General features: G+C 69.3%; 20 protein-coding genes and 1 pseudogene. 14 read left to right on the forward strand and 7 right to left on the reverse strand.

The genetic code is table 11. From position 1 onward, the window contains the following. Positions 1-89 precede the first annotated feature (89 nt). From ABZ842_RS28545 to ABZ842_RS28555, 3 genes are all read left to right on the forward strand, one after another. A complete protein-coding gene (locus tag ABZ842_RS28545; protein WP_361542756.1) occupies positions 90-1010 on the forward strand; it encodes a DUF2637 domain-containing protein in 921 nt (306 codons plus the stop codon). Positions 1011-1217: 207 nt separating this feature from the next. After that, positions 1218-1667, forward strand: coding sequence for a plasmid mobilization relaxosome protein MobC (gene mobC / locus ABZ842_RS28550; protein WP_361542759.1), 450 nt, complete (start codon positions 1218-1220; stop codon positions 1665-1667). After that, complete coding sequence (locus ABZ842_RS28555; protein ID WP_361542762.1) at positions 1664-3361, forward strand: relaxase/mobilization nuclease domain-containing protein; 1698 nt, start codon at positions 1664-1666, stop codon at positions 3359-3361. Before mobC ends, ABZ842_RS28555 begins: the two co-directional genes overlap by 4 nt. Here the strand turns inward: ABZ842_RS28555 and ABZ842_RS28560 are convergent, their stop codons facing one another. After that, positions 3362-3919 carry a flavoprotein gene (locus tag ABZ842_RS28560; RefSeq protein WP_361542765.1) on the reverse strand — a complete coding sequence of 186 codons (558 nt, stop codon included), beginning with the start codon at positions 3917-3919 and terminating at the stop codon, positions 3362-3364. It lies immediately after the preceding gene. After that, positions 3916-5193 carry a helix-turn-helix transcriptional regulator gene (locus ABZ842_RS28565; protein ID WP_361542912.1) on the reverse strand — a complete coding sequence of 426 codons (1278 nt, stop codon included), beginning with the start codon at positions 5191-5193 and terminating at the stop codon, positions 3916-3918. Before ABZ842_RS28565 ends, ABZ842_RS28560 begins: the two co-directional genes overlap by 4 nt. Positions 5194-5368: 175 nt before the next feature. Here ABZ842_RS28565 and ABZ842_RS28570 point away from each other — a divergent pair, with 175 nt between their 5' ends. The 7 genes from ABZ842_RS28570 (at position 5369) to ABZ842_RS28600 (ending at position 11684) form a co-directional block, all read left to right on the forward strand. After that, on the forward strand, positions 5369-5812 hold the full coding sequence (locus ABZ842_RS28570) for an ATP-binding protein (protein WP_361542768.1): 444 nt from the start codon (positions 5369-5371) through the stop codon (positions 5810-5812). A 32-nt stretch (positions 5813-5844) separates the two neighbouring features. After that, positions 5845-7128, forward strand: a complete 1284-nt coding sequence (locus ABZ842_RS28575; RefSeq protein WP_361542915.1) for a UDP-N-acetylglucosamine 1-carboxyvinyltransferase — start codon at positions 5845-5847, stop codon at positions 7126-7128. Further along, the gene (locus ABZ842_RS28580) at positions 7125-8360 is read left to right on the forward strand and encodes a metallophosphoesterase (RefSeq protein WP_361542771.1); all 1236 of its coding nucleotides are present in this window, start codon (positions 7125-7127) and stop codon (positions 8358-8360) included. The genes ABZ842_RS28575 and ABZ842_RS28580 overlap by 4 nt, the downstream gene beginning before the upstream one ends. Next, complete coding sequence (dcd, locus tag ABZ842_RS28585; protein WP_361542774.1) at positions 8357-8896, forward strand: dCTP deaminase; 540 nt, start codon at positions 8357-8359, stop codon at positions 8894-8896. The genes ABZ842_RS28580 and dcd overlap by 4 nt, the downstream gene beginning before the upstream one ends. Next, complete coding sequence (locus tag ABZ842_RS28590; protein WP_361542777.1) at positions 8893-9429, forward strand: deoxycytidine triphosphate deaminase; 537 nt, start codon at positions 8893-8895, stop codon at positions 9427-9429. Before dcd ends, ABZ842_RS28590 begins: the two co-directional genes overlap by 4 nt. Before the next feature lie 29 nt (positions 9430-9458). Continuing rightward, positions 9459-10547 (forward strand): glycosyltransferase family 4 protein, encoded by a 1089-nt coding sequence (locus tag ABZ842_RS28595; protein ID WP_361542780.1) that lies wholly within the window; start codon positions 9459-9461, stop codon positions 10545-10547. Between the two features lie 99 nt (positions 10548-10646). Continuing rightward, positions 10647-11684, forward strand: a complete 1038-nt coding sequence (locus tag ABZ842_RS28600) for a serine hydrolase domain-containing protein (RefSeq protein ID WP_361542783.1) — start codon at positions 10647-10649, stop codon at positions 11682-11684. A gap of 5 nt (positions 11685-11689) precedes the next feature. Here ABZ842_RS28600 and ABZ842_RS28605 read toward each other — a convergent pair whose 3' ends face one another. Together ABZ842_RS28605 and ABZ842_RS28610 are read right to left on the reverse strand one after the other, a co-directional pair. After that, positions 11690-12124 carry a hypothetical protein gene (locus tag ABZ842_RS28605; protein ID WP_361542786.1) on the reverse strand — a complete coding sequence of 145 codons (435 nt, stop codon included), beginning with the start codon at positions 12122-12124 and terminating at the stop codon, positions 11690-11692. 89 nt (positions 12125-12213) lie between these two features. Next, a pseudogene (locus tag ABZ842_RS28610) lies at positions 12214-12834 on the reverse strand (DUF317 domain-containing protein). A 460-nt stretch (positions 12835-13294) separates the two neighbouring features. Between ABZ842_RS28610 and ABZ842_RS28615 the strand changes: the two are divergent. Together ABZ842_RS28615 and ABZ842_RS28620 are read left to right on the forward strand one after the other, a co-directional pair. After that, on the forward strand, positions 13295-17698 hold the full coding sequence (locus tag ABZ842_RS28615; protein WP_361542789.1) for an AAA family ATPase: 4404 nt from the start codon (positions 13295-13297) through the stop codon (positions 17696-17698). Then, complete coding sequence (locus ABZ842_RS28620) at positions 17695-18561, forward strand: serine peptidase (protein ID WP_361542792.1); 867 nt, start codon at positions 17695-17697, stop codon at positions 18559-18561. Before ABZ842_RS28615 ends, ABZ842_RS28620 begins: the two co-directional genes overlap by 4 nt. 219 nt (positions 18562-18780) lie before the next feature. Here the strand turns inward: ABZ842_RS28620 and ABZ842_RS28625 are convergent, their stop codons facing one another. Next, on the reverse strand, positions 18781-20169 hold the full coding sequence (locus tag ABZ842_RS28625; RefSeq protein WP_361542795.1) for a hypothetical protein: 1389 nt from the start codon (positions 20167-20169) through the stop codon (positions 18781-18783). A gap of 579 nt (positions 20170-20748) precedes the next feature. On the opposite strand from ABZ842_RS28625, the gene ABZ842_RS28630 reads away from it, so the two are divergent. Further along, positions 20749-21606 carry a hypothetical protein gene (locus tag ABZ842_RS28630; RefSeq protein WP_361542797.1) on the forward strand — a complete coding sequence of 286 codons (858 nt, stop codon included), beginning with the start codon at positions 20749-20751 and terminating at the stop codon, positions 21604-21606. A 349-nt stretch (positions 21607-21955) separates the two neighbouring features. Beyond that, positions 21956-22507, forward strand: a complete 552-nt coding sequence (locus ABZ842_RS28635; RefSeq protein ID WP_361542800.1) for a hypothetical protein — start codon at positions 21956-21958, stop codon at positions 22505-22507. Positions 22508-22532: 25 nt separating this feature from the next. Here the strand turns inward: ABZ842_RS28635 and ABZ842_RS28640 are convergent, their stop codons facing one another. Then, a complete protein-coding gene (locus ABZ842_RS28640; protein WP_361542803.1) occupies positions 22533-23681 on the reverse strand; it encodes a glycosyltransferase family 4 protein in 1149 nt (382 codons plus the stop codon). 11 nt (positions 23682-23692) lie between these two features. Then, positions 23693-24982, reverse strand: coding sequence for a glycosyltransferase family 87 protein (locus tag ABZ842_RS28645; protein ID WP_361542806.1), 1290 nt, complete (start codon positions 24980-24982; stop codon positions 23693-23695). Positions 24983-25112 lie beyond the last annotated feature (130 nt).

A 25112-nucleotide genomic window follows, 5' to 3' on the forward strand; every position in this document is an offset into this window, starting at 1 on the left:
GTGCCCCGCTGCCCTGGCTGCTCGTAGGTGCCCCCAACCACCGGAGGTCTCCCCTGCCCCCGCACGAACCCACCGCGCCCGAATCCGCCGTGCCCAGGACCGGCGCCATCCGCTTCGGCATCGCGCTGCTCGGCGTCATCGGCTTCGTTCTGTCCTACGACGCCCTGCGACAGATGGCCGTCGCCGCCCACATCCGCCCACTCTTTGCCATCGGCTTCCCGCTCGTCATCGACGGGTTCATCGCCATCGGCATCGGCACCCTGCTCCTGGTACGCACCGCGTCGAAGGCTGCCCGCCTGTACGTGTGGATCCTCGTCATTCTGGCCACCGCGCTCAGCATCTGGGCCAATGCGCTCCACGCCGTACGCCTCAACCAGCAGGCCCTGGGCGGCGGCCTGCAGCTCGGCGACTGGACCGTAGCCGTGCTCTCCGCGCTCCCCCCGCTCGCGCTGGCCGGCGCGGTGCACTTCTACCAGATCATCCAGCGTGACCTCGCGCTGGCTGCCGACCGGGAAGACACCGATCCGGTTGCCGGCGGCGCCACCTGGGACGTCCGGCTGCCTACGCAGTTCAAGGTGGCGGGCGCCCCGGCAGACGTGGCGGAAGACGCTGCCGATGTGGCGAATTCCTCCGCCGCTTCCCGTGCGTCCGACGAAGAGGAGGTGGACGCCGTCGATCCCGAACTGCTCGCTGTCGCCCGGCATGCGCCCCGAGGGCGCGGAGGCAAAGCCTCACGCCGCCACATCGAGGAAACGGTTCGGAGCACCGGGCGCACGATCGGCAAGGACGAGGCTGAGCGCGTCAAGGACGCGCTCCAGGCCGAACTCGACGAAGCCGCAGCAGCCGAACCGCGAGACCTCGCCAGCGGCGATCGCTTCCTGACCACCGGCCGCTGCCAACCGCGTCCCGCATCTCTCGTCCCCGCGCACGTCAGCGCGGGGACGAGTCCCCCTTCGGCGACGAGTCGACCCGACATCACCGCACTCCCCGATCCACACCCCACCGAGTAGGTCGCCATGCCCGCACCAAAGCACGAACTGCCCACCACGCGACAGGAGATGACCACAACCACAGCAACCACCACCGCGTCAGCAAGGTATGCCGCTGGACCGTCCAAGGGCCGGTCCCACGGGGAAGCCTCCGCCCCGGGGGTGGCGGAGGCGGTCGGGCACCAGGGGGTGCCCGATCCGGAAAAGCCCACCGATACCCAGCCGCCGTTGCCGCGTGCCGCCGACGAAGCCGCCCTGCACCGCGTCGCCCGCCGCCGCGCTCGCGACACCGCCCAGCGCAAGCAGCGCGTCGATGCCCGCTACAGCACCGCCGAGAAGACCAAGATCCTCACCAAGGCTCGTTCCCTGAACATCTCCGGCGCCCACCTCGTCGCCACCGCCGTCATGGCCTACATCGACGGCGACCTCACCCTGGCCAGCCAGCGCACCTCACTCGACGACTACATCGACGAGCTGAACGCCCTGCGCCAGCAGGTCGCCAAGATCGGCCACAACGTCAACCAGATCGCCCGAAAGGTCAACTCCGGCGGCCACCCACACCCTGGGGACAGCACCCTGCTCGCCCAGGCCGATCACACCTTGGACGCCGTCGGCACGGCCGTCCGCCACATCGGGCACGCTGCGAACCAGGCCGTCACCAACAAGGCGGCCCGATGATCGCGAAGATCAGCAGCGGCAAGAGCACCGCCGGCCTCATCCGCTACCTGTACGACACCAAGAAGGCCAAAGACCACACCGACCCCCACCTCGTCGCCTCGTGGGACGACTTCGCCCCCGACCCCGGCCGCACCGACGACTTCGACGCCGCCAAGAAACAGCTCGTCGCCGACCTCGACCTGCACGTCAAACAGGCGAAGCGGCTCGGCCGCGCCCCCGAGCGGCACGTGTGGCACTGCTCGATCCGCGCCGCCGAGACCGACCGCCACCTCAGCGACGACGACTGGGCCGACATCGCCCGCCGAGTCGTCACCGCCACCGGCATCGCCCCCACGGACGACCCCGACGCCTGCCGCTGGGTCGCCGTCCGCCACGCCCCCGACCACATCCACATCGCCGCCACCAAAGTCCGAGCCGACCTGCGCACCGCCCGCCACTGGAACGACTACCTCACCGCCGACCGCGAACTCGCCACCATCGAGAGGGAGTACGGGCTGCACCAGGTCGTGCGCGGCGACCGCACCGCCGCGAAGCGACCCACCCGCGCCGAACAGGAGAAGGCCAAGCGCGCCGGACAGACCCGCACAGCCCGCGAGCGCCTTCGGACCACGGTGCGCACCGCCGCAGCAGCCGCCACCAGCACCGAAGAGTTCCTCCACCTGCTCCAGCACACCGACAGCGTCCTCGTCGACATCAAGCACTTCCCCTCCGGCGACGTACGCGGCTACACGGTCGCCCTCGCCGACGACACCAATCAGAACGGCGAACCTGTCTGGTACTCCGGCTCCACGCTCGCCCCGGACCTGTCGCTGCCCCAGATTCGCCGACGCCTCGACGCCACCGACCAGCAGCAGCCGGAGCCACGCAGGACCAACCCCTGGCACCAGGCGACCGCCGCCACAGAGCGCATACCCCACCACCTGGAACACCAGGACGATCCCGCCGCGCAGGCACACCTGGCAGCCTTCGGCGAAGCCCTCGATGCCCTGCCACTCCTCGCACCCCAGGGTGTTCGGTTCCCGCTCCGTCGGGCTGCCGAGGAGTTCGAGCGAGCCACCCGCTCCCGCATCCAGGCCGATCACCAGCACGCCCGTGCCCTGCGCGGCGCCGTGCGGGCCATGGTCCGCGAGCCCGTCCCCAGGAACGGCGCTCTGCTGGCGATGTTCCTCGACACCGCGATCCTCGCCGTCATCGCCGCCGCCCGCTGGCATCAGCGCCGCCACCACGACCAGCAGGTAGCCGCCGCCCGCCAGGCCCTGCTCCACCTCCAAACTGCCTACGACCAGACGGCACCCCAGCCCCTAGCCGCGCTTGCCCAGAGGCGCCCTCCCCAGCACGTGGTGGAGGGGCACATCCTCCTCATCCATCAGGCCATACCCGAGTACGCAGAACAGATCCTGGAGGACCCGGCATTCGACGCGCTCGCTGCCGTGCTCGCGGACGCCAAGACGTCAGGGCATGACCCCAAGCGGCTACTGCAGCAGGCCGCCGACCAGCGTGCGCTGGACGATGCCCGCCACCCCGTGCGAGTCCTGACCTGGCGCGTCCAACGCCTCAGCGCAAGGCCGGCACCCAGCGCCCGCGCCCGTGCGGCACAGGCCCGGAGCACGACATACCGGCCTGGCGAGTCCGTACCGACTGCGACCGCTGCAGCGGTTTCGCCGCCGCAGCCCTCAAGGTCTCGACGGCGCTGATCAAGGCCGCGCGGGCAACTCGGGGGTGAGCAGTTCCAGGGCTTCCTCCCAGCGGTAGCGGTCGGCCCCACCACCGGCCTTCGGCCTGTGGGGCTCGTACGAGCCGATCAGGACGCCCATCTCACGGAGCATGTCGAGGCTGCGTGCGTACGCGGGGTGGGCGGCCTGGGCCGCGTTCAGGTACGGGAGCGCGGCGATCGGGATGCCCATGCCGTACGCCTCGCACAGGATGCCCAGCGCGAGGGTGTCCGAGATGCCGCCCGCCCACTTGTTGATCGTGTTGAACGTCGCCGGGGCCACGGCAATGGCGTCGGCGGGCGGCAAGGGCCGCGGGTCGCCGGGCCGGCGCCAGGCCGAGCGGATCGGGTAGCCGGTCTGCGCCTCGACCGCCCCGGTGTCTATGAAACCGAGGCCCTGCGGGGTGGCGACGACGCCCACGTCCCAGTTTGCCTCCTGGGCGGCGGTGATCAGCTTGCCGACGTCACCGGCGATGCCGGACGCGCACACGACGATGTACAGGAAGGGCTTCTTGGCCTGCGGCTCGGGCTGATCACTCACGCGGGGACTCCCAGTTGACGGCTGAAGCGGTGCAGTTCAGGCAGGGTACGACGACGGTCCCGGGCAGCCATGTCGGCGACCAGCTCACGGACTGCCGGGCGGCGGATGTCCTGGGCCGCGCAGCTCTCGGCGATGCGCAGGGCCTGGTAGCCGTCGGTGAGGCGGCCCTGCTGGTTATAAGCGCGGGCCGCCTCGACCCACAGGGCGGCTCGGCGCTCGGGGACGGGGATGTGGCGGCGCATGAGCGGCCGGGCCGTGTCGAGGGCGACGCCCGCGTCCCCGAAGGCGACCGCCGCGCTGAGCCCGTGCAGGGCGACGTTGGTCGGGCTGAAGTTGGCCCAGACGTCAGGGCTGTCGAGCGCGACGAAACGGGCGACCTCCTTCGCCTCGGTGAGGAAGTCCTGGGTGGCGGAGCGGTCGCCGCCGCTGCTGGCGGCGGTGACCCCGCGCAGAAGCAGCAGGCCGAGCGCGGCGAGGTACTTCGGGGAGCGGCGGTCGTACGAGCCCGTGAGCTGGTCGGCGGTGTGACGGACGAGCGTGACGGCCTGCGCGGTGTGGCTGTCACGGGCCAGCGCGTGGGCATGGACACGGACGCTGGAGGCGAGGACGACGGGATCGCCGGAGCGTTCGGCCTCGGCCATGGCGCGTCCGACCGCGAGCCAGGCGTTGCCCTGGTCGCTCTGCTTGAGCAGCAGGCTCGCCGAGGTCTGGAACGTCGTGGCGAGAAGACCGGACAGCTCGGTCGAGCCGGGGTTGTCGCTGATGGCCTGGCGCAGCTGTCCGATCAGGACGGGCAGGGTGCTCTCCAGTTGCACGTAGTCGCAGGTACAGAACAGGCGCCGTACGCCCGCGACCTGGTCCTTCAGGCTCTGGAGGTCCGGCACGGGTTCGGCCGGCGCCTGGGCTGTCCCGGGCAGCAGAGCCTGGACCAGGTCTTGGTTGACGGTGCTGGAAGCGGCCGGGGCCGCGAGTGCGGCGATGCCGGCGGCGAGAACGGTACGGCGGCGCATGTCTTCTGTCTCGCAGTCGGAAGAGGAAGGGCTGGTGTCCGGTACGGCAGAGAGGCCGAGGTCATGCGGCGGAATCGCCAGCACCTGAGCAACCTCGCGCAGCATACGGACGTCGCCTGTACCCCTGCCGTTCTCCAGACGGCTCACCTTGGACTGGTGATAGCCCAGGGCGGAGGCGACGTCCGCCTGTGAGCGCCGCTGTAATACGCGCGCCCGACGGATCACTTCGCCGATCAGTCTCTCTTCGCTCTGCGCATCGGCCATCTGCGCCACGGCTCCTCCCGCCGTCGCTGATCCTGCCTGATCAACTGAGCGTAATCGACTGGCAGTTCACCGTGATGCAGCTCCTGCATGAACGATGCAGCACCGGCACATGCCCTGGTCCGAGAGGCCCGCACGGCGGTTGCGTGGAGTGCCGAACCGATCCAGGAGGCCACTGATGGAAGTGCACCGCATCCGGGTTCCCGTCTCCGGTACACCTGCCGGTGCCGTGTCCGCGCGCCGGCGGATCGCCGAGGAGATGCGGACGTGGGGCGCCGGGCTCGGGCCCGAACTCCTGAACTCGGCCGAGGTGGTGGCCTCCGAGCTGATCACGAACGCGCTGCGGCACGCGCGCGGAGGCCCGATCACGGCCGGCGTCGAACTGAACGGCAAGGCTCTGCGTATCGCAGTGACCGACACCGGCTTCGCGATCCCCGAGGTCGGCCTGCCGGACACGGAGGCGGAGAGCGGGCGCGGCCTGTTCCTCGTAGCCGCGCTCGCGGACCGCCACGGATGCGACCCGCTGCCTTCCGGTAAGCGCTGCTGGGCCGAGTTCGAGTACATGACCCCGCAACCCTGCCCGCCACAACACACATGCCCCAGCAGAGGAGTTGACTGTTGACAGCCTTACGCATTCCTCCAGTCGCCGCGGAAGTGGTCGCCGTACGGCCAGGCGCCCCGCTCGCCGGGGCTGTGACCGTCGACGGGTCGAAGAACGCGGCCCTGCCCCTGATCGCCGCTGCTGCGGCCATGCGCCGACCGGTGCACCTGAGCAACGTCCCGGCGAACACGGATGTCGAGACGATGCTCGCCCTTCTCCGGCAGGCCGGCTGGCACGCCACCCGGTCGCTCAGCGATCCCCACGTCACGGTGATCCTGCCGGGCGACGGACCACGTCCCGAGTCCGGTTTCGAGGTCGCGGCCCGCATCCGGGCCTCGTACTACCTGGTCCCGGCACTGCTCGGCGCGTACGGACGGGCCCGCCTGCCCTGGCCAGGCGGTTGCGCCATCGGGCAACGCGGGATGGAGCAACACTTCAAGGTGTACGAGCGCTTCGGTGACCGCTCGTACGTCGACGACCATGGCTACCTCGTGGAGGAGGCCACGGGCGGGCGCGGGACGGTGTCGATCATGCTGCCTTTCCGGTCCCGCGGAGCGACTGTCGCCGCTCTCCTGCGCGCGGTCGTCGCCGGGCAGCCGCTGCGTCTGGGGCAACCGAACCTGTCGCCCGAAGCACTCCGTGTCATAGAGGCGTTGGAGATCGCGGGGTGGGAGTGCCAGGTCAGCGAGCCCGCCCTCGTACTCCGGCCGCCTCGGTCCGTGTCCGATGACGTCCTTGCCTGGAGGGTGCCCGGCGACAAGATCGAGGCAGGCACTCTGGCCTGCGCGGTCGCGGTGAGCGGCGGCAACGCACGCATCCTCGGCGTGCGCCGCGACGACATCGCTCCCCTGGTCGCCATACTGCGCCGACTCGGCGTCCCCGCCGACGCCGAGGACGGCTCCCTCACCGTCCAGGCCGAGGACGCCCGCGCCACCGGCCTGCCGCTCCGAGCCGCCGCCTCCCTGGCCCCCGGCGGCCTGGACGCAGACTTCGAGCCCCCGCTGATGGCCCTGGCCCTCACCCTTCCCGGCACCCATCTGTTCGCCGACGACATCAACCCCGGCCGCCACGGCAACCTGCTGCCCCAGCTCGTGCGCCTCGGCGCCACGATCCACGAACTGTCGCCCACGCGCTGCCGATTCGCCGGGCCGCAGCAGCTGACGGGTGCCGGAGTGGAGGCCACCGACATCCGTACGGGCTCCGCCCTGCTCATCGCCGGACTCACCGCTCACGGCGTCACCACCCTCGGCGGCCTCGAACAACTCCGTGGCGGCCATGCCGATCTGCCCGTGAAGCTGCACGCCCTGGGCGCCGACATCTGCGAGGTGATCCCGTGAACCGGCAGTTCCGGAAGATCGTCGCGACGACCGACGTCCACTCCGCCTTCGGCTCGGCCGCCCCGATACTCGCCCACCTCCACGCCGCCAGGTCCGACAGCCTGATCGTGGACTGCGGGGACTTCTTCGAGGGCAGCGGCTTCTACCGCCTCGGCAAGGGGCGCATCGAGCGTGCGGCCCTCACCTCCCTGTACGACGTGCTCGCGCCCGGGAACCACGGCTGGCCGCACTACTTCGAACCGCAGCTGCACCAGATGACGGTGTGCGCGAACGCGACCGATGGCAGCGGTGCGCCGCTCTTCGACCGTCTCCGCGTCCTGGACATCGGCGGACGACGGGTTGCCGTCACGGCGCTGATCGGCCCGCAGGCGTTCAACGCCATCCCGTCCACCCAGCGCGTCGGCCACCGCGTCGGCGACCCCGTTCAGGCCCTGCGCACGGTGATGCTGGAGCACCACCACCGCGTCGACGCCTGGATGGTGCTGTCCCACTCCGGCTTCGAGGAGGATCTGAAGCTGGCCGAGTCCTGCCCGTTCGCCGATGTCGTCTTCGCCGGGCACTGCCACAGCGATGTCCTCGGCCCCGCACGCGTCGGTGACACCCTGGTGGTCAAGGGACGCGAACTCGGCGCGGGGTATGCGGTCGCAGAGCCGGTCGACGGCGGCTGGGCCGCTCGCAGCTGCCTCTTTCCCGACGTCACGGAGGTCCCACGCGACCTCGCCGCGCTGTTGGACGAGATCTCAAGCATCGACCAGCAGTTGAGGGGTTCCGTCGGCACCTTGAGCGAGCCTTACCGCAACACGTCCCTGGACCGCCGACGGCTGCTCGAGGAGATCGCCGGGCGTCTGCACACCGGCCTCGGAGCCGACGCGGTCGTCCTCAACGAGACGGCTCTGCGTACCGTCCGGCTCGGAACGGCCCTCTCCCTCGGCGATCTGCTGGCCATCGAGCCGTTCGGCAACCAGCTCGTGCACGCGTTCCTCCCCGAGGGAAACGCCCAGGGTCACGACGAGCTGCTCAGCCGCCTAGCCGAGGACGTCGGCCCTCTCGTCGTCGCCCCCGCTCCCCTTCCGCCGGCGATCCGCACCGTGCTGACCACCGACTACCTCGCCGACAGCTTCCTCGGCGGACGAACCCACCAAGCGGGCATCCGCCTCGGGCAGGCCGTGCACCACGTCCTGACCTCACCGCCGCCCGAATCCGCCGAGCCCGACGAAGGAGACCGCCGATGATCCTCACCGGGCCCGAGATCAACGCCGCCGTGGCCGACGGCCGCCTGCGCATCACCCCCTTCGCCCCGGACCAGACGAACCCCAACAGCTACAACGTCCGGCTCGGCCCGACCCTGCTGACGTACGCCACCGAGGTCATCGACGCCCACCGCCCCAACCCCACCCGCTCGGTCCTGATCGGCAAGGACGGTCACGTCCTCCAGCCCGGCGAGCTGTACCTCGGCCACACCGTCGAGGAGGTCGGCTCGGACGTCTTCGTCCCCCTGCTCTTTGGCCGCTCCTCGGTCGGACGCCTCGGCCTGTTCGTCGAGATCACCGCCCCGATCGGTGATCTCGGCTTCCACGGCCAGTGGACCTTGATGCTCTCGCCCGTCCGACCGCTACGGGTCTACGCGGGCATGAAGATCGGGCAGGTCATGTTCTTCGCCTCGACCGGCGACGTCGATCTGTACCGCGGCAAGTACCAGGGCGCCGCCGGCCCCCAGCCCTCCGGCTACTGGCGGGACGCTGCCCCCATCCCGGTGGTCGCCTCGTGATCCTCACCGGCCCGGCCATCGCCGCCGCCGTCAGCGCGGGCGAGATCACCATCGCCCCCTACGACCCCGCGCGCCTCTCACCCAACGCCTACGACTGGCGCCTCGGCGACACCATCCGCGTCTGTGCCGACGACCTGGACGCGGCAACGCCCACAGCCTTCACCGAGCACCCCATTCCCGCCTCCGGCCTGATCCTGAAGCCAGGCGTGCTCTACCTCGGTGCCACGCTGGAGCGGACCGGCTCGGAAACGTACGCGCAGCTACTGAACGGCAACCGCACCATCGGCGCCCTCGGCATCTGGGTCCACGTCTCAGCCCCACTCGGCCACCAAGGGCACGCGATCCGCTGGACCTTGGAGATCCGCGCCGCTCTACCTACTCGGGTCTATCCGGGAATGACCTTCGGAAAGCTCGTCTTCCTCACCTCCCTCGGCGCCCCTTCCAGCTACCAGCAGGTGCACGCCAAGTACGCGGCCACGAAGGGCATCGACATCTCCCGTCTGTACGAAGAGATCCCTCAAGGAGCACTGTGAACCCCGCCATAAGCCAGGAAGCGGGTCCGGTGGCCGCAACCTTCCTCGACCTGCCGGCCGGAAGCCCCGGCGGCAGCGTCGAGCTCTTCCTCGACCTCTACACCGGAGATCAGCCGCTCATCCCCGCGCGAGCATTCATGCTGGCCCCTGCCGGGGTCAGTCCTCGTCTTCCCCCCAACCTCGGCCTGCTGACGGCACCCGGCAAATGCCTGGAGGGCCCAGCATTCGCACGTTACGTCGCAGCTCTACGACGCGCCTTGGTGGCCGCGGTCGACCCGGCCCAGATCGAGGTCCTGCACCTGCAGCACCTCGCCTTCGGCGCCACCCCCGCACTGCTCCGGGCCCTGCCATCGCGCCCCAGGATCGCCCTCGTCCACGGCACCGACCTGATCTTCGCCGAAGCACACCGCGATCAACTCCAAGTGCTCCGCGAGACCGCGAGGGCGGCCAACGCCATCGTCGTGCCCACCAAGGCGATGGCCGACCACCTTCTGAAGCTCGCCCCGCAGACCGACCGCCGAAAGATCGTCCACGTCCCCTGGGGCATCCCCGACCATCTGCTCACCGATCCACCGTTCAGACCCGCCCGAACCCCGACCAGCCACCTACGGCTCTTGTACGCCGGTCGCCTGACCGCGGAGAAGGGCGTCGGGCACCTGATCACCAGCGTGTCAGCCCTTCCAGGAGTCGAGCTGAGCATCGCCGCCCCCAGAGCCCAGTTCCACGCCATGGCCCCGCTACTCAGACGGGTCGGAGTACGACCGCGATATCTCGGCTGGCTCCGACGCCCACAACTGTGGAAAGCCTTCGCCGAGCACGACCTGCTGGTCATGCCCTCCACGACGCTGGAGGCCATGGGCCTGGTCGCGCTGGAGGCCCAAGCCTGCGGCCTGCCCGTCTTGCACCAGCCGGTACCCGGCCTCAACGAAGTCCTCGCCGCGTCCGGGGTAGCCACCGACTTCACGCACCCCGCCGCACTCGCACGCGAACTCGACCGGATCCGAGCCGCACCGGGCCTGTTCCCCGCCCTTCAGCAGGCAGGCTACGCGAACGCCGCCCGCTACCCGCTCTCGGCGACAGCTAGAACCCTGGCCGACCTCGGCCGCCAGCTCACCTGAAACACGGCCATGGCCCGGTCTCGACGCGCCATTGCCCCACCAGCTCCACCCGCGTCATTACGCTGACGCGGCGGGACACCGATTGCGAACAGGGAGACCATGACGTACCGCACCGACCGCATCGAACAGCTCCTGAGCGAAGGCGCTCGGGACAAGGTCTATCCAGGTGCCGTATGGGCTGTCGGTGACGCCCATGGCACCCACGCCCAAGGCTTCGCCGGAGTTCTCGACCCCGCCGATCCGGACGTGCCGATGCGACTCAACACCGTCTTCGACGCCGCCAGCCTCACCAAGATCCTCGCCGTCTGGGCCTCGATCGGGACCCTCTGGGAAGAGGGCAAGCTCGACCTCGACGTCCCGCTCGGCGCCTTCTGGCCCGAGGTCGACGGACACCCCCTGGAAGCCGTGACCGCTCGCAACCTCCTGACCCACACCGCCGGTCTACCGCTGCGAGCCCAGCTCAAGAACCTCTACGGCACCGACCCCCAAGACGTCCGCGACGGAGTCCTGCACGAGGCCCTGCACCGGCCGCCGGGCGACGCCGTCGAGTACACCGACCGGGCCGCCCTCATCCTCGGATACCTGGCCGAGCACCTCTCCGAACAGCGGCTCGACCAGCTGGTCACACGCCGGACCTGGCAACCACTGGGCATGGACAACACGCGCTTCGGACCACTGCCCGCCGAGGTCACCGCGCGCTGCGCGCCAACCGAACTCGACCAGGACACCGGCACGCACCTCAAGGGCGTCGCCCACGACTTCTCCGCCCGGCTCCTGGGCGGAGTCTGCGGCATCGCCGGCGCCTTCACCGTCCTCGATGACCTCGGCATCTTCCTGCGCCACATGCTCGCCAAAGCCCCGGACCGAGCCGGGTTCGGTCCCGCTTGGACCAAGGAGTCACTGACCATCCAGACCGGCAGCTTGGAGCCGGTACGTGGCCTGTTCTGGCACCCAGCTCCCGGCAGCGACCCCGCCGACGACATCTGGGTCCACTACGGCTTCACCGGGACCGGCATCTGGATCTCGCCCCGACAAGGCCGATGGGCGGTGCTGTTGACGAACAAGCTCTACTACACCCGCGATCGGCAGCCCTTGACCGATGTCCGCAACGCCTTCCGGGCCCTCGCGTTCGCCTGAGGCCGTCAGTGCCCGAGGTAGCGCAGGCCGTCCTCCAGGGTGGGATGGAAGCGGTCGGCGGGACCGGAGTTGCGGTTGTACCAGGCCGCATCGAGACGCGGTTCCCGCACCTGGTGACCAGCCCTGCAGCGCAGCCACACCGAGTCATCGCGCATGCAGAGGACGATCCAGTCGCGGTACTCGGCGCACGTCGGGCACGCGTGAACGTCGCCGCCGATGACGAGGGGCCGCTCCCAGCGCATCATGAAACCTTCTACGTCCTGCCGCGACGGCGCCCGGAAGTCTGGTGTCAGGAAATCGGGGTGCGCCGCCGCTTCTGGAGCAGCCGTCGGTCTTGGAGGGTCGAGCAGGGGCCATTCGGTATGCAATGCCAGGAGCGCCTGGCCAGCGCGCTGGGCTTCACGGAACTCACGGTCGTCACGAGCACGTAGTCGGAACATGCGGGTTTTCCTCTCTGTCAGCAGGCTCGGCGTACCGCACCGCTCAGGAACGGCGCGGTACGGCACAAGCTCATGCGGATCTGTGAGCGTCAGCCGCTGCGCACGACGGTGAGACGGCCCTCGCTGCTCTTGGGCAAGGAGTGCCGGGGCACAGAGGCTGGCGACGCGAGCGAGGAGGCAAACGCAGCGACCAGGTCATGGGGGACGCTGAGGCTGAAGGTCGCGCACCACAGGTAGGGGGCGCCGAGTACCGGCTCAGCCCATGCCTGCCAACCGAGTTGATCAGGCCGTGGATCAGCATCCTGAATCAGCGGCGGCAGCAGTTCCAAGGAGACGCTGCACGTGAACGCGGCGTCAGTCGCGGTGGTCTGAGGCCGATCCAGATCGCGAATCCAGCCCTTGGCGCTCAGCGCGTTGAGGACCGTCTGGGGCCCGGCGGTGCCGATGTCCGGAACCGTACGCGTGCCGAGCGGGATGAGGAGATCGGTCAGGGCCTCGTAGGCGACGTCGGTGGTGAAGTACGCGTTCCACTCCGCCATCGCGGAGTCGGCATGCGGCCGGGCGCTCAACTGCCAGGCGACAGGCAGTCCACCCAGCTCGAAGGGGTAGGCGGCGAGGATCTACTCGGCGCCGTACAGTCCGTTCGGACTCACGTGGAGAAGGGTGTTGCGAGCGGTGGGCCACATCCGCCAGCCGAGGCCGGCCAGCATGTCGCCGACCCGCTCGGCGAGAGCACCGTCGTCGCCGGCCAAGTGGCGCGGAGTGACCCAGGACGGCGGGCCCGCCACAGGGGCAGAAGGGTCTATGGGGTGGTGCGGGCGCAGAAGCAGCTCCCAGGGGGCAAGGTAGAACTTCCAGCAGAGCGTTGTACGTTGGCATGGCCCTGGCCTGCGGACCAGTCCTTTCACGAGGTGTTCTGTCTGCCCCCGGCGAACGACTGTCCTTTGTCATCCAAGCAAGCCGTTTGACAGTGAACCTAATCCCGCACGATCAATAGCCTCCATCCCGATAGCCTGGCGACTGAATCGCACAGGCACGGGGGGGATGATGGTTCGAGCACTTCTGCTCGGAGTTGGGACCTTCGAGAACGGGGCGGATGGCGAGTGGAGCCCCACGTCGGAGGGGTTGACTCCGCTGCCGTCCGTTGAACCGCGGGTACGTGAACTCGCTGTGACGCTCTCACGTTTCGACGGACTGAACGTCGGTGAACCGGTGATCGACGCGGACCGGGCCAGCATTGAGGAGAGCTGGCGGCAGCTGCGCCACGATTCGGGGGGCCCGCCGCATATCGTTCACTTTGCAGGTCACGGGATTCCTCGTGGCCGGGTCTTGTATCTGCCCGCGCACGACAGTCGTCCGACCGACCTCCCGGACTCGGCGATCGATATCGGCCGATGGCTGAACGAGGTCGAGCACGGATCCGACCAGTCTCCCGTTCTGTTCCTCCTCGATGTTTGCGGTGCAGGGGCCGCGACGGACTACCAGCTGTTCCAGGATGTTCCCGAGGGCGACCGAAGGGCCTGGGTAATTGCGGCCAGCACTGCAGGCGAAAGTGCCTTCGACGCACGGTTCACCAAGGCCACAGCCCAGGCGCTGGAGCGGCTCCGCTTGGGGCACTGGGATATCTCTCCGGCTCTGTCCCACGTGCCGGTGGAGGCTGTCGCGGACGAGATCGCGCGGGAGCTGCTCCGCCTCGGCGAGGGGTATCCGCAGACCGTGATGCACTCGCCGCGCCGAGCCGCCTCATTGCCGGTGCCGGAGTTCTTCGCCAATCCGGCGTTCAGCACCGACGGCTGGCAGCGGCTTCGAAGCCGACTCCGGTTGGCAGTTCGGGAACTGGCGGTGGAGTTCGACCCCGGTCTGGACCCAGTGCACTTCCTCACCCGGGCGTCCGGGCGCCTGGACGACGCCGCTGCGATGACGAGCCTGTTCACTGGGCGGACCCAAGAGCTGGCCCTGATTCGCTCCTGGTTGGCAAGCGACGAACCCTTGTTACTGGTCACCGGAAGCCCCGGGGCTGGAAAGTCGGCGCTGCTGGGGGTGACAGTCTTTCTGTCGCACAACCAGCTCGCGGAGCTGAGCACCGTGCTGGTTGGTCGCATTCCTGCTCAGTACCGCCCGGAGCGTCGGTATCCGACTCTTGTCGCCGTCCATGCCCGGCACCGGAACATGGACGAGGTGGTCGCCTCGATCACGGTTCAACTGATGCCCGAGGGCGCGGAGCTGGCCATCGCTAGCAGTGAGCAAGCTCTGGACGAGCTCAAACGCATCGCCCAGGACCTGCCAGAACCGGTGGTACTCGTCCTCGATGCCATTGACGAATCCCTGGAGAGCGGCCGCATCATCGGCAACCTGCTACCCGAGCTTCTGCGCACGCTCCGCTCGGACGGCCGCCCCGCCTTCCGGGCGCTCGTGGGGATGCGCCCGCCGCAGGCGGACGGCCACCGGTTCCGCGAGGTGCCCGGTGACCACGCGATGGTGCTCGACCTGGACACCTCCTCCAATGTCGAGGACCTCGCGGACGACCTCACGACCTACATCGCCGACATCCTGTACAGCGCACCCGACTACAGCGACCAGGCCCTTCGTGAGTCCGTAGCCCGTGCGGTCGCTACCGAGATCGCTCATAGCCCCGATCGCAGCACCTTCCTCGTCGCAGCACTCTTCGCCGACTTCCTGCGAACCGGTGGACCACTGAATCCCGCGGAGGCGGTCGCCCAACTGCCGCAGAACCTGCCGCACCTGCTCGAACTGCACCTGCGGACCACGCTGGACGGCGACCCGTGGATGCGGCACTTGATGGTGGGGCTGGCACAAGCGCGGGGTCAGGGTATGCCTCTTGAGCTTGTGGCCGCAGCGGCCACCGCTGCCGCCATGGCCGCGGGTCAGGAGCTCCGCCCGCTGACCCCGGGCGAGGCCCGCGAGAAGCTGGCTACCGCCCGCTTCTATCTACGGACGAACATCGACTCGGACGGACGTCAGCTCTACCGGTTCTTCCACGAGACGATCACCGAGCACTTCCGTGACGTCGGGGCCGAACTCGACGGGCTCGCCGACACGCTCTTTCACGAGCTATTGTCGGCCGTCCCCGGGCAGTGGGCCGCTGAAGGGCCTCGGTGGGACCTCGCCGCACCGTATCTGCTGCGACATCTCATGGAGCATGCCGTCGCTGTTCCGGGCGGATCCGCGGTCGACCAGCTGTTCCTAGACCCGGAGTACCTAGTCCGCGCCGACCACGCCGGCATCTGGGAGGCCGTCCACAGGGCGAAGACCCCCACGGCGCGGCGGGCCGGAGTCGCGTACCGGAAGGCATTCGGCCGCTTCGACCTCAACAGCCTCTTCGGCCAACGCATGCCGCTGGAGACGCGACGTGCCAGGCTTCAGCAGAGCCTCGTGACCTACCAGGCGGCCGGGCTCGCACGCCGCCTCCACGACGAACGGACCCCGCTCCGCACGCACTGGAGCACGGGCTTGCCCGAGGAGTCCCTGCTGTACGTCATCAGCGAGGATGAGTTGGGCGCCACCGTGTCAGCCCTCGCCCTGGGAGCCGTCGATCGACGGCTCCTCGCCGTGTTCGGCGGCACCGATGGCTCCCTCCAAGCGTGGGACATCACACCGAGCCCTGACAGCGCGGTCCAGTACTTCTCGGCTCCGAGGACAGACAAGGGCGCCATCACCCAAATGGCGATCGCGGATCTGGATGAGCGGGCAGTCATCGCCTCGGTGACTGACCAGAACGCTCTCCTGCTGTACGACCTCGCCACGGGTGTACTCGTCGCCGACACACGCCTCGACGGCGCGAAGGTCTCAGCCCTGGCGGTCGTCGGCACCGGCGACGAAACGGCTCTTGCAGTCGGTCGGGTCAGCGGCGAGATCAGCCTGGTCGGCCTGCTAGGCGAGTCGTTCGGCAGAATCCTCGACACCGTCGAAGCCGGGGGCGCCGCCATCGGTTCGTTGCTCGGCGTGGAGTCCGCAGACGGCTCCCTCGCCTTCCACTGCGTTTCCCCCGCGCCTCAGGGACATGGGCCGAGGGTGCTGCGGAATCTGGGCGAGCGGCCCGTCACCATCTCGTCGGAGGGACCGCTCGGGGAGGTGCGGATCCAGCCCACCAACGCGCGCACTGCGCTGTTCTCCCTCATCGCCTACCACCCCAGCATGTATGCGGTAAGGGGGAACGGTGAGACCGTCCACGTCGTCACGGGGGCCAAAGACCGCAGGCTGACCCTCGCAGACATCCGTCATGTAGACCGCTTTCAGCTCGCGCTGACCGCCCATCGCGACGGCAACATGCGGGTGTGGGACCTCGACGTTTGCCCGCAATTCGGCCACGGCCAAAACCACTGGCACCTTGCCACAATCCTCGGCACCATCCAGCTCGGCGGCTCGGAACTCGTCCTCAGCGCCGAACTCGCGTCTGGCGAGATCAAGGCTTGGGACCTGAGCACCGGCGCCGAGGAGCACGAACTGACCGACCTGGGCGGGCTTGGCCATGCCGCCACCGTGACGGCTGGCGATGCGTCTTACGTCGTCACAGTGACCACGGAGAATGAGCTCGACACCTGGAATGTCCGTGAGGACGCCCTGGAATCGACGGTCCGCCTCCCCGCTCCGGCCACCGCGCTGGCCGCTGTGCCGCACGGCGATTCGGTGTGGGCCGTGCTCGGCAGTGCCGACGGTGATATCCACGTGTGGGACACGAGCAAGGAGTCGCCTTCCCACGTCCTCACCGGCGTGGACGGACCGGTCACGGAGCTGGTCGCGGGCGACGTCGGCGGCGAATCTCTCCTGATCAGCGTCCACAACGAACGCAGGGCCTGTCTCTGGTCCATGGCTGACGGCACGCTGCTGCAATCGATCACGCTAGACCGGATCGGAGCGATCGCGATGCAAGGAGGACGCCTGTTCGCAGCCGAGCAATCGTCGGACGACGACCAGGTGCGGATCTGGGACCTTGTGACGGCCTGGCTCGTGGGCTCTGTCTCCGTGGCCGGCCCGCAGGTGATGACTGTCAGCCAAGTGAACGGCAGGCCGGTACTCGTGGCCGCCGTCAACGAGGCGGAGGTCCAGGCTTGGGATGCCGAATCCGGCGATCCACTCGGACCTCCGGCCCCAGTGCCAGATCGAGTGCACACGCTCGTCCCCTACGAGAGCGGCGTGCTGGTAGGTAGCAAGACCGGCCACGTCACGGCCCTCGGCTGGGCCTGCTCCACAGCGGTGTCGACACCCCGCCCAACGCGGCCGGCCGTCCACGTCACCCACGTCCTGGCGTGGTTGCCGGGAGAACTGCTCTGTGGTGATGCGCGCGCAGACGGATGGGAGTTGCACACTGTCGACGAGTGGGAGGGAGGACTGCCGCCTTCCCACGGCCTCGTCTACACCCGCCCCATCACTGCGACGACGGCCGAACTCCAGGATGCTCTCGTCGACGTACTGACGCGCGACGGATTTGAGGTCGTTCGTCTGGAGGCACACTGGTACGAGATCAGCAAGGTCAACGGCGTGACCGGCGAGGGTCCTTGGCGATTTCCGGCGTACTCCGTTCATTGCCATTCAGAGGAAGGGCCAGAGCAGTGACGATCGTCGCAGTGCACGGCATCGGCAACCACCAAAGTGGCCGCTCGCCGGATCAGGCGGCCACCGAACTAGCAGGGCAGTGGAAGCTCAAGCTTCAGCAGGGGTTCACGGCAGCCGGACTGGGAGAGCACCAACTCCCCGCCCTGCACGCCGCGTACTACGCTCACCACACCCACGCAGCGGAGCGGCAGACTGGCGCGCCGGATGTACTTGCCCTCGACGAACGCGAACAGTCCGTGATCATCGCCTGGGCGCTGGCCCTGGGATCACCCACCCTCCAGGAACGGCAGGGACTGATTACTGCACCCATGCGGCAGGTCCTGTCCTGGGTCTCCCAACGCCGCAACCTCCCCATCGGGACGGTTATTCGGCTCGCCGTCCAGCTGGCGGGCGAGGTCCGTCGCTACCTCCACGTACCGCAGGTACGGGCTGCCGCCCGCTCGACCGTGGCCGAGTCGATACGACGGGTACGCCCTCGCGTGGTGCTGGCTCACTCCCTCGGCTCGGTCGCAGCGTACGAGGCCCTCCATGCTCACCCGGAACTGACCGTGGAATGCTTCGTGACCTTGGGATCTCCCCTTGGCCTACCGGGTGGGATTTTCGATCACCTCGTACCCACGCCGATCGCCGATCGAGGCGCCCGGCCTGCCGGAGTCCGCTACTGGGTAAACCTTGCCGATACAGGTGACCTGGTGGCGATTCCTCGTCGGCTCGGTGACCGATTCCCGGTTGACCAGCACGCCGACACTCCTATTGGGCGTATCGACTTCCACACCTTCGGAGCGTACTTGTCCTCCCCTCTCACCGCTGCGGCCATCGCTCCCTTTGCTCACAATCTGACGATCCCGGACGAAATGGCTTGAGGTCTTCGGTAGTCCGCCGATCCGGCTCGCAGGTAACACCCCTGGGCGTAGGTGCGTGCTCACCTCGCACGATTAGATTCGCTGTCAAACGCCTCGATTGGATGGCAAAGGACAACGGCCTTCTCGTGCCGACTGTGGAACCCCCAGATCCCTTGACAGGTAGGAGTGAGTTCGCCCCCGATGCTGGCTGAGCGGCTCACTTGCGGATACACCGGTATGTCAGGTGCGCTGCTGCGGTGAGCGGTTGAGTAGTTGCTGGAAGAAGTTCGTGAGTAGATCTTGCGCACGGTCGCGGTCACGAAGTTCATCGTGACCGAAGCGAAACACCTCGTAGCCACGAAGCGTCAGGTCCCGATCACCCGCCATGGTGGCTGCGTACCGGCTGCTGTCCGGCTCGGTGCCTTGGTTTCGGGTGTAGTGCTGGAGCCCGTCGACTTCCAGGGCTACGCGCCGGCCGCCGGGCAGCAACAACAGGAAGTCCATGCGCAGGTTCTTCAGGGCGTTGTCCCCGCGAGCGCGGACGCTCTTGGGGTCCCAGTGGATCCATATCTCGGGCAGCAGAGCAGGGGCGTCATCCAGCTGGTCCCGGTGGATGCGGTGATACAGCCAGAACAGGTTCCGCTGGCCCGGCGAGTTAGAAGGCAGACAGGCTTCCATGCGGTCGTAGAGAGCTTTCCCTGCATCCTCACCTTGCTGGATCTGGCGGGTTTCCTGCCACCAGGCCCGCAGATCGCGCCAGCGCAGCCCGTCCTTCCCGACGGGCCGGTCATAGACGAGGACTTGATCAGCACGCTCGGCGATCTCGATGTCGTTGTCGAGGGCGCTGGTGAACCTGATGTCGGGTTTGCCCAGGGTGGCGAAGATGAGGTTGCGTGGCCGGCGCGCCGTACCGCGGCCGTGTCCGACGAGATTGAACAGCGGATAGCCGTCTTGGTCTCCGTCGTGCCGCAGCTGCGCGCCTACCGGCTGTAGGTGCCGATTTGCCATCTCAACGTAGGCGCGCTGGGCCGGTTCGTCGGGAAGGAATGCGGACGAGGCAAGCTGCTCGAGGAATCGGCCGAAGCGGGGATGAGGTGCCTCGAACGCCCCCAGCTCCTCAAAGAGGGTCTCAGTGCTCCAGTCGTCGGGGAACCGGATGACGTGCCGTTGGATCTCGCTGCGCAAGCTGGGCTGATTAGTGACCCATCCTCCGAAAACATCCTGTTCAAGAACCCATACGGAGTCCAGGAGCGCCATGAACCGGTCGGCGTAGCGGATGTGCTCGCTCAGGTCGAGGTCCTGCGCCAGTTCACGACGCGTGCGGGCGGGGATGGGGACGTGGGGTTGGCCGGCCCACAGCATGTCCTGAAGGTCATTGCGCTCGACCGCGGTCAATGGCTCCCCGGACAGGATTGCTTCTGCCACGGCAGGTAGGTGGGTGTCCGGACAGGCTGCAAGGCTCGCGTCGGCCCGCTGGGCCTTGGTATTTCCCTCCCGAGGCGGTGGCTGCGGCAGGCCGAGCCGATCGCACAACGCGGGCAGGTCCCGGTGACCGCTGGCCTGAGCCCGCGCAGAGAACACATGGTCAATCAGGGCTCGCAACTGCACCAGGTCCGTCTGTCCGCTCATCCTGTGATGATGGGATAGCTGTAGCTGACTTTCCACCCCGCACACGGGCGCAGACCGACTGGCCCAACATCTACCGGAGGCCCTACCGCACACGGCCTCCGATAGACCGAGGCCGTCGCGGTCCCCGATTCAGCAACCGCTCCCGCCACAGCAGGAGGACGCGCTGCTTGATCTCGTCGCGGATCGGGCGGACGGCCTCGACGCCCTGGCCCGCTGGGTCGTCGAGCTGCCAATGCGAGGGCAATGGTCGACCATGCCAGTTGCTTCACCACGGACGCATCGGCTGCCACACGGCCTGGGAGAAATCTGGGAGATGATCTACGCCCCGAAGCCCATCGAGGCCGCTCAGAACCAGCCCACTCCAAGCCCCTGACCAGCACAGATACTCATCAGCCCTGGTGTCGATCTCTGCCGAACCTCATTCGGGACGAAGAGGTCGTGGGTTCAAATCCCGCCACCCCGACAGTGAAGTATCAGGTCAGGGCCACCGACTCACGTGAGTCGCTGGCCCTGATTCGTTGTGCGTGACCAACTGCGTTCCGTCGATTCCTGGGGTTCTGGCGCTGCTACCGTCCCCGCGTGACGCACTCGGTCTCCACTGTTCGCGCTGTTGACCTCCGAGTCGAGCCGGTCGACGAGTTGCTTGATCGCGTCGAGCGCTCCCTTCAGACGTGCTTGGATCCGGGCACGGTGGTGCGCAAGCGCCGGTCGGTCGGCGTCCGGACCGAGCGCGATACCTGGGTACGGGTGGAGCGTCGTCCGCTCGGCAAGATCACCGACCAGGGGTGGAACGGTACGGAGAGCGCCGCCCGGCTGGAGGGCGTCGCGCAGCCGGCGTGGCAGGGGTGTGTGGTCTGGCGGGACGCGGACGAGCCGGTGATGTGGCGGGCCGACGAGACCGGGCTCCTCCCCGGCGAGCCGATCGGAACCGCCGTGCTGAGCGAGGAGCGCGCACTGCCCGAGGAGTGGTGGCGGGCCTTGGGAGCCTCCCTGGACGCGCTCGCGCGGAACACCACCCGGCGAGTGGCCACCCCGGACACCGTCACGATCACGCAGGACCTGGTCACCGCGTCGATCCGCGGCGTGTTCCCCGAGGAGATCGACACGACCGTCGAGCGGTGGGTCCCGGCCCATGCCGACCTGAACTGGGCCAACATGAGCGCGCCCGTCTTCTCCCTCTTCGACTGGGAGGACTGGGGCAACGCCCCTCGGAGCCTCGACGCCGCCACCTTGTGGGCCGCCTCCCTCGCCGTCCCGGCTCTCGCCGACCGCGTACGGAACGAACGGCGGCACGACTTCGAGAGCCGGGACGGCAAGCTGATGACGCTGTTCACCGCCTCGAAGATCCTCGGGCCGGACGCCCACCCGGAGGACCCCCGGATCGAACCCGCCCGGCACACGGCACGGCAGGTCATCGCGGAGCTTCAGACGGGCTGACCGCTCGAACGCTCCTGAAGGAGGGCGCGGTACTCGTGGATCGTCGGCTTCGGCTGCGAGGGCGTCGAGCAGTTCGGCCAGATGAGCGGGTTCGTCCGTGCCGACGGCCAGGGTGCCGACTCGGGGGAGGCAGTAAGCAGCCCGGAAGGCCGCCTGGGTACGGGAGAACCCGCCGCCGTTCCGGATGAACATCCGGGGGTTGACTCGGTCCCACACCGGGTCGCCCGTGTCTCCTCCGAAGGGGGCTCATGCCCCAGACACTGCCACTCGCCAAAGCCCAGGCCGCGGTGAGGGCATCGACGGCGTCGGCCACCGAGTGCTGGGGGATGTGTGGTGGGTCCAGGGGGACATGGAGCGGGCAGCAGACGCCTATCTGGCAGCGCGGCGCGAGGCGGAAGAGCACGGGGCGATCGGGGAGGCCGCCATGGTGCAGGTGCACCTCGCCTTTGCGTGCGCCTTCGCCGACCGCTCACGTGCCGAAGCCGAACTCGAACTGGCCCAGCGGCTGCTGTCCCGCATCAGTACGCATTCCAGTGAGACGACCGCCCGCATCGCCGATGTCGTACGGGATGCGGGGTGGGAAGCGGACCTGTCCGAGCGGGCTGCCGTTCTCTTCGCGGAGATCGAGCACTCGGGTCTCGCCTACGCCGCCACCAAGCTGCAATTGGCGCTCTGTTTCCACCACGCGGTCCTCGACGACCGCGACGGAGTGGCAGCCGGGATCGTCCGCCTCCGCGAGCTCACCCAGAACGACAACTACGCCTACTACGTCGAGATCGCCCACTTCATGGCCGATCTGCCGCTGTCAGGGCACACGGCGCGCGCACGCTGGACCGACGGGGAGCAGCGGACCCGGCAGCGCTGGCGCGGGCTCGTCCTGCTTCGTCGCCGTCGGACGTAGACGTAGCGGATCAGGCGTTGGGCGCTCAGCACGGCGGAGCAGGTGCGAGGAGGGCGCGGAGGGTGTCGTGGGTGTGGTTCCAGGTCCGGGTTGAGCGGACCCATGAGCGGGCCTTGCGGCCCATGGCGTGGGCCAGTTCGGGATGGGTGAGCAGGTGGGTAAGGCGGTCGGCGATGGTGGGGATGTCGCGGCCGTCGACCACGTAGCCCGTTTCGCCGTCGCGGGTCGTGGCGGGGGCGCCGCCGGAGGTGCCGGTGAGGGTGGGGAGGGCGGTGGCGGCGGCTTCCAGGTAGACGATGCCCAGGCCCTCCACCTCCAGGCCGGCGCGGCGGGTGCGGCAGGGCATGGCGAAGACGTCGGACGCGGCGTAGAAGGCGGGCAGGGCGGAGTGGGGGTGGCCGCCGGCGAAGATCACGGAGTGCGGGACGCCTTCCGCGGCGGCCAGGCGGCGGAGCCGGCGGGCGTACGGGCCGGCGCCCACCAGGAGGAGGGTGGCTTTCGGGACGCTGCGGTGGACGAGGGGGAGTGCGCGGATGAGGACGTCCTGGCCCTTGCGGGGGACCAGGCGAGCCGCGCACAGGATCACGGGGGCGTTGGGGGCGACGCCGTACGAGGTGCGGAGCGCCGTTGCGTCGGGGCGCGGCGCGAACGCCTCCGGGTCGACGCCGGGCGTCAGCGGGTGCATGCGCGCGGCGGCGGAGCGGCCCAGCGCGGGGGCGATCGCGCGGCGCGTGTAGTCGCCGAGGTGGGTGACGGTGTCGACGGTCGCACCGATGCGGCGCAGCGCCTGGCGGGTGCCGGGGGTGCGCGCCCACCAGACCTCGTGGCCGTGGGTGGTGGCCACGATGCGGCGTACGGACGGGGCGCGGCGGCGCAGCGCGCCCGCCATCAGGGCGAGGGGCGCCGCGGCGCCGAACCACACGGCGTCGCAGTCGTACGCGCGGACGAGGTCCACGGCGCGGTCCGTGACGCGGCGCGTGGGCAGCAGCGTGCGGGCGCGGTCCCGGACGACGGGGAAGGGGAGGGCGGCGTCGTGGGCGCCGGCGCCCGGCTCGGCGGAGGTGTAGACGACGACCTCGCCCGGCGCGAAGCGCACGGCCATCGCGTGGACGAAGGTCTCGATGCCGCCTTGGCGGGGCGGGAAGTCGTTGGTGACGATCAGGGTCTTGGGCACGGGTGGTGGTCTCACGTTCCTGGTCGGGAGGGCCGGGAGGGCAATGGGGCCTGTGCCCGCGGGGCCGGCCGGCCTCGGCTCCGTCGGGCGCCGCGGTCGGGGCGGAAGACGAGGAACAGGACGAGCGGGTAGAGCAGGTAGCCGAAGCGGCTCGCGGGGGCGAGGGTGAGGGCGAGGAGGAGGCCCAGGGCGACCCGGTTGGCCGCGGCGGTCGCGGTCGCCGGGGGGCGTACGTACAGCGACACGGCCATCAGCAGCGCGCCCGCGGCCAGCAGTGCCAGGGCCACGACCCGGCCGCTGCCGCCGGGGAGGGCGGTGGCCAGCAGTTGGCCGGGCAGTGGGCTGGCCGCGGGTGTCGGGGCGTCCGCGAGGCCCAGGGGGAAGGCGATGACGTGTTGGGCGAAGGCGCCGGGGTCGCGCAGGGCCACGGGGAGGACCAGGGCGGTGACCAGCGCCGTCGCGACGAGTGCGCAGCGGCCGACGGCGCGGCCTCCGCGTACGGCCCAGAGCACCGCGCACGCCACCGCGAGCGCGGGCCACGCCGTCCACTTCATCGCCGACGCCAGCCCGAGGAGCAGGCCCGCGCTCCCGGCCCGGCCGCGCGCGGCGAGGAGGAGGCCCAGGCACGTCAGGCCGATGAGGGGGAGGTCGATGCCGCTGACCGCGAGGGACATCGCGACGGGCGGGCAGGCGAGCAGCGCGAGTACGTTCGCGGGGCGTACGGGCGAGGTCGAGGCGGCCTCGATCGTCCTGGGGGTACGGGTCGCGACCAGCAGCGGCACCACGAAGCAGAGCGCGAGCCACCACCGCGCGTCCGTGAAGGGACCGTCGCCGAACACCGCGGCCGGCAGCCCGAACAGCGCCATGCCGGGGAGGTACGGGTTGTAGTCCGGCGCGTGCGCCGGCGCGCCGTGGTACGGGGTGCCGGAGTCCAGCAGCCGGGCCGCGGACTCCTCGACCACGCGCACCTCCAACTGTGCGCCGCCGGTCGCGGTCAGCACGAGCAGGGGGAGCAGCGCGGAGAGGGCGAAGGCCGTCGCGGGCGCGCGGCGGGCCGGGACCAGCGCGGCCAGCAGATAACCGACGGCCGCGACGGCGCCCCAGAAGCGGTGCGTCGGCAGCTGCGTGACCAGTGCGAACCCGGCCGCGAGCGCCGCGTACAGCACGTACAGCACGTACGACCGGCGCGGCGGACGCAGTCGTTCCGGCCTCGTCGGTGCTGCCGGTGCTGCCGGTGCCGTCGGTGCTGCCGGTGCCGTCGGTGCTGCCGATGCCGTCGGTGCCGTCGGAAGTACGGTCACGAGCCCCCCTTACCTCCGCTGTTGTCGATGTCGATGCAGGCTAGGAAGGCGAGGGGCATGCACTCGTCACACCGGAGTGCGGTCTTCCGCGTCACCCCTGGGTCCACCACCGAGCCGAAATCAACCCCTG

The organism is Streptomyces sp. NPDC047315 (genome assembly GCF_040643215.1).
Taxonomy (GTDB): Bacteria; Actinomycetota; Actinomycetes; order Streptomycetales; family Streptomycetaceae; genus Streptomyces.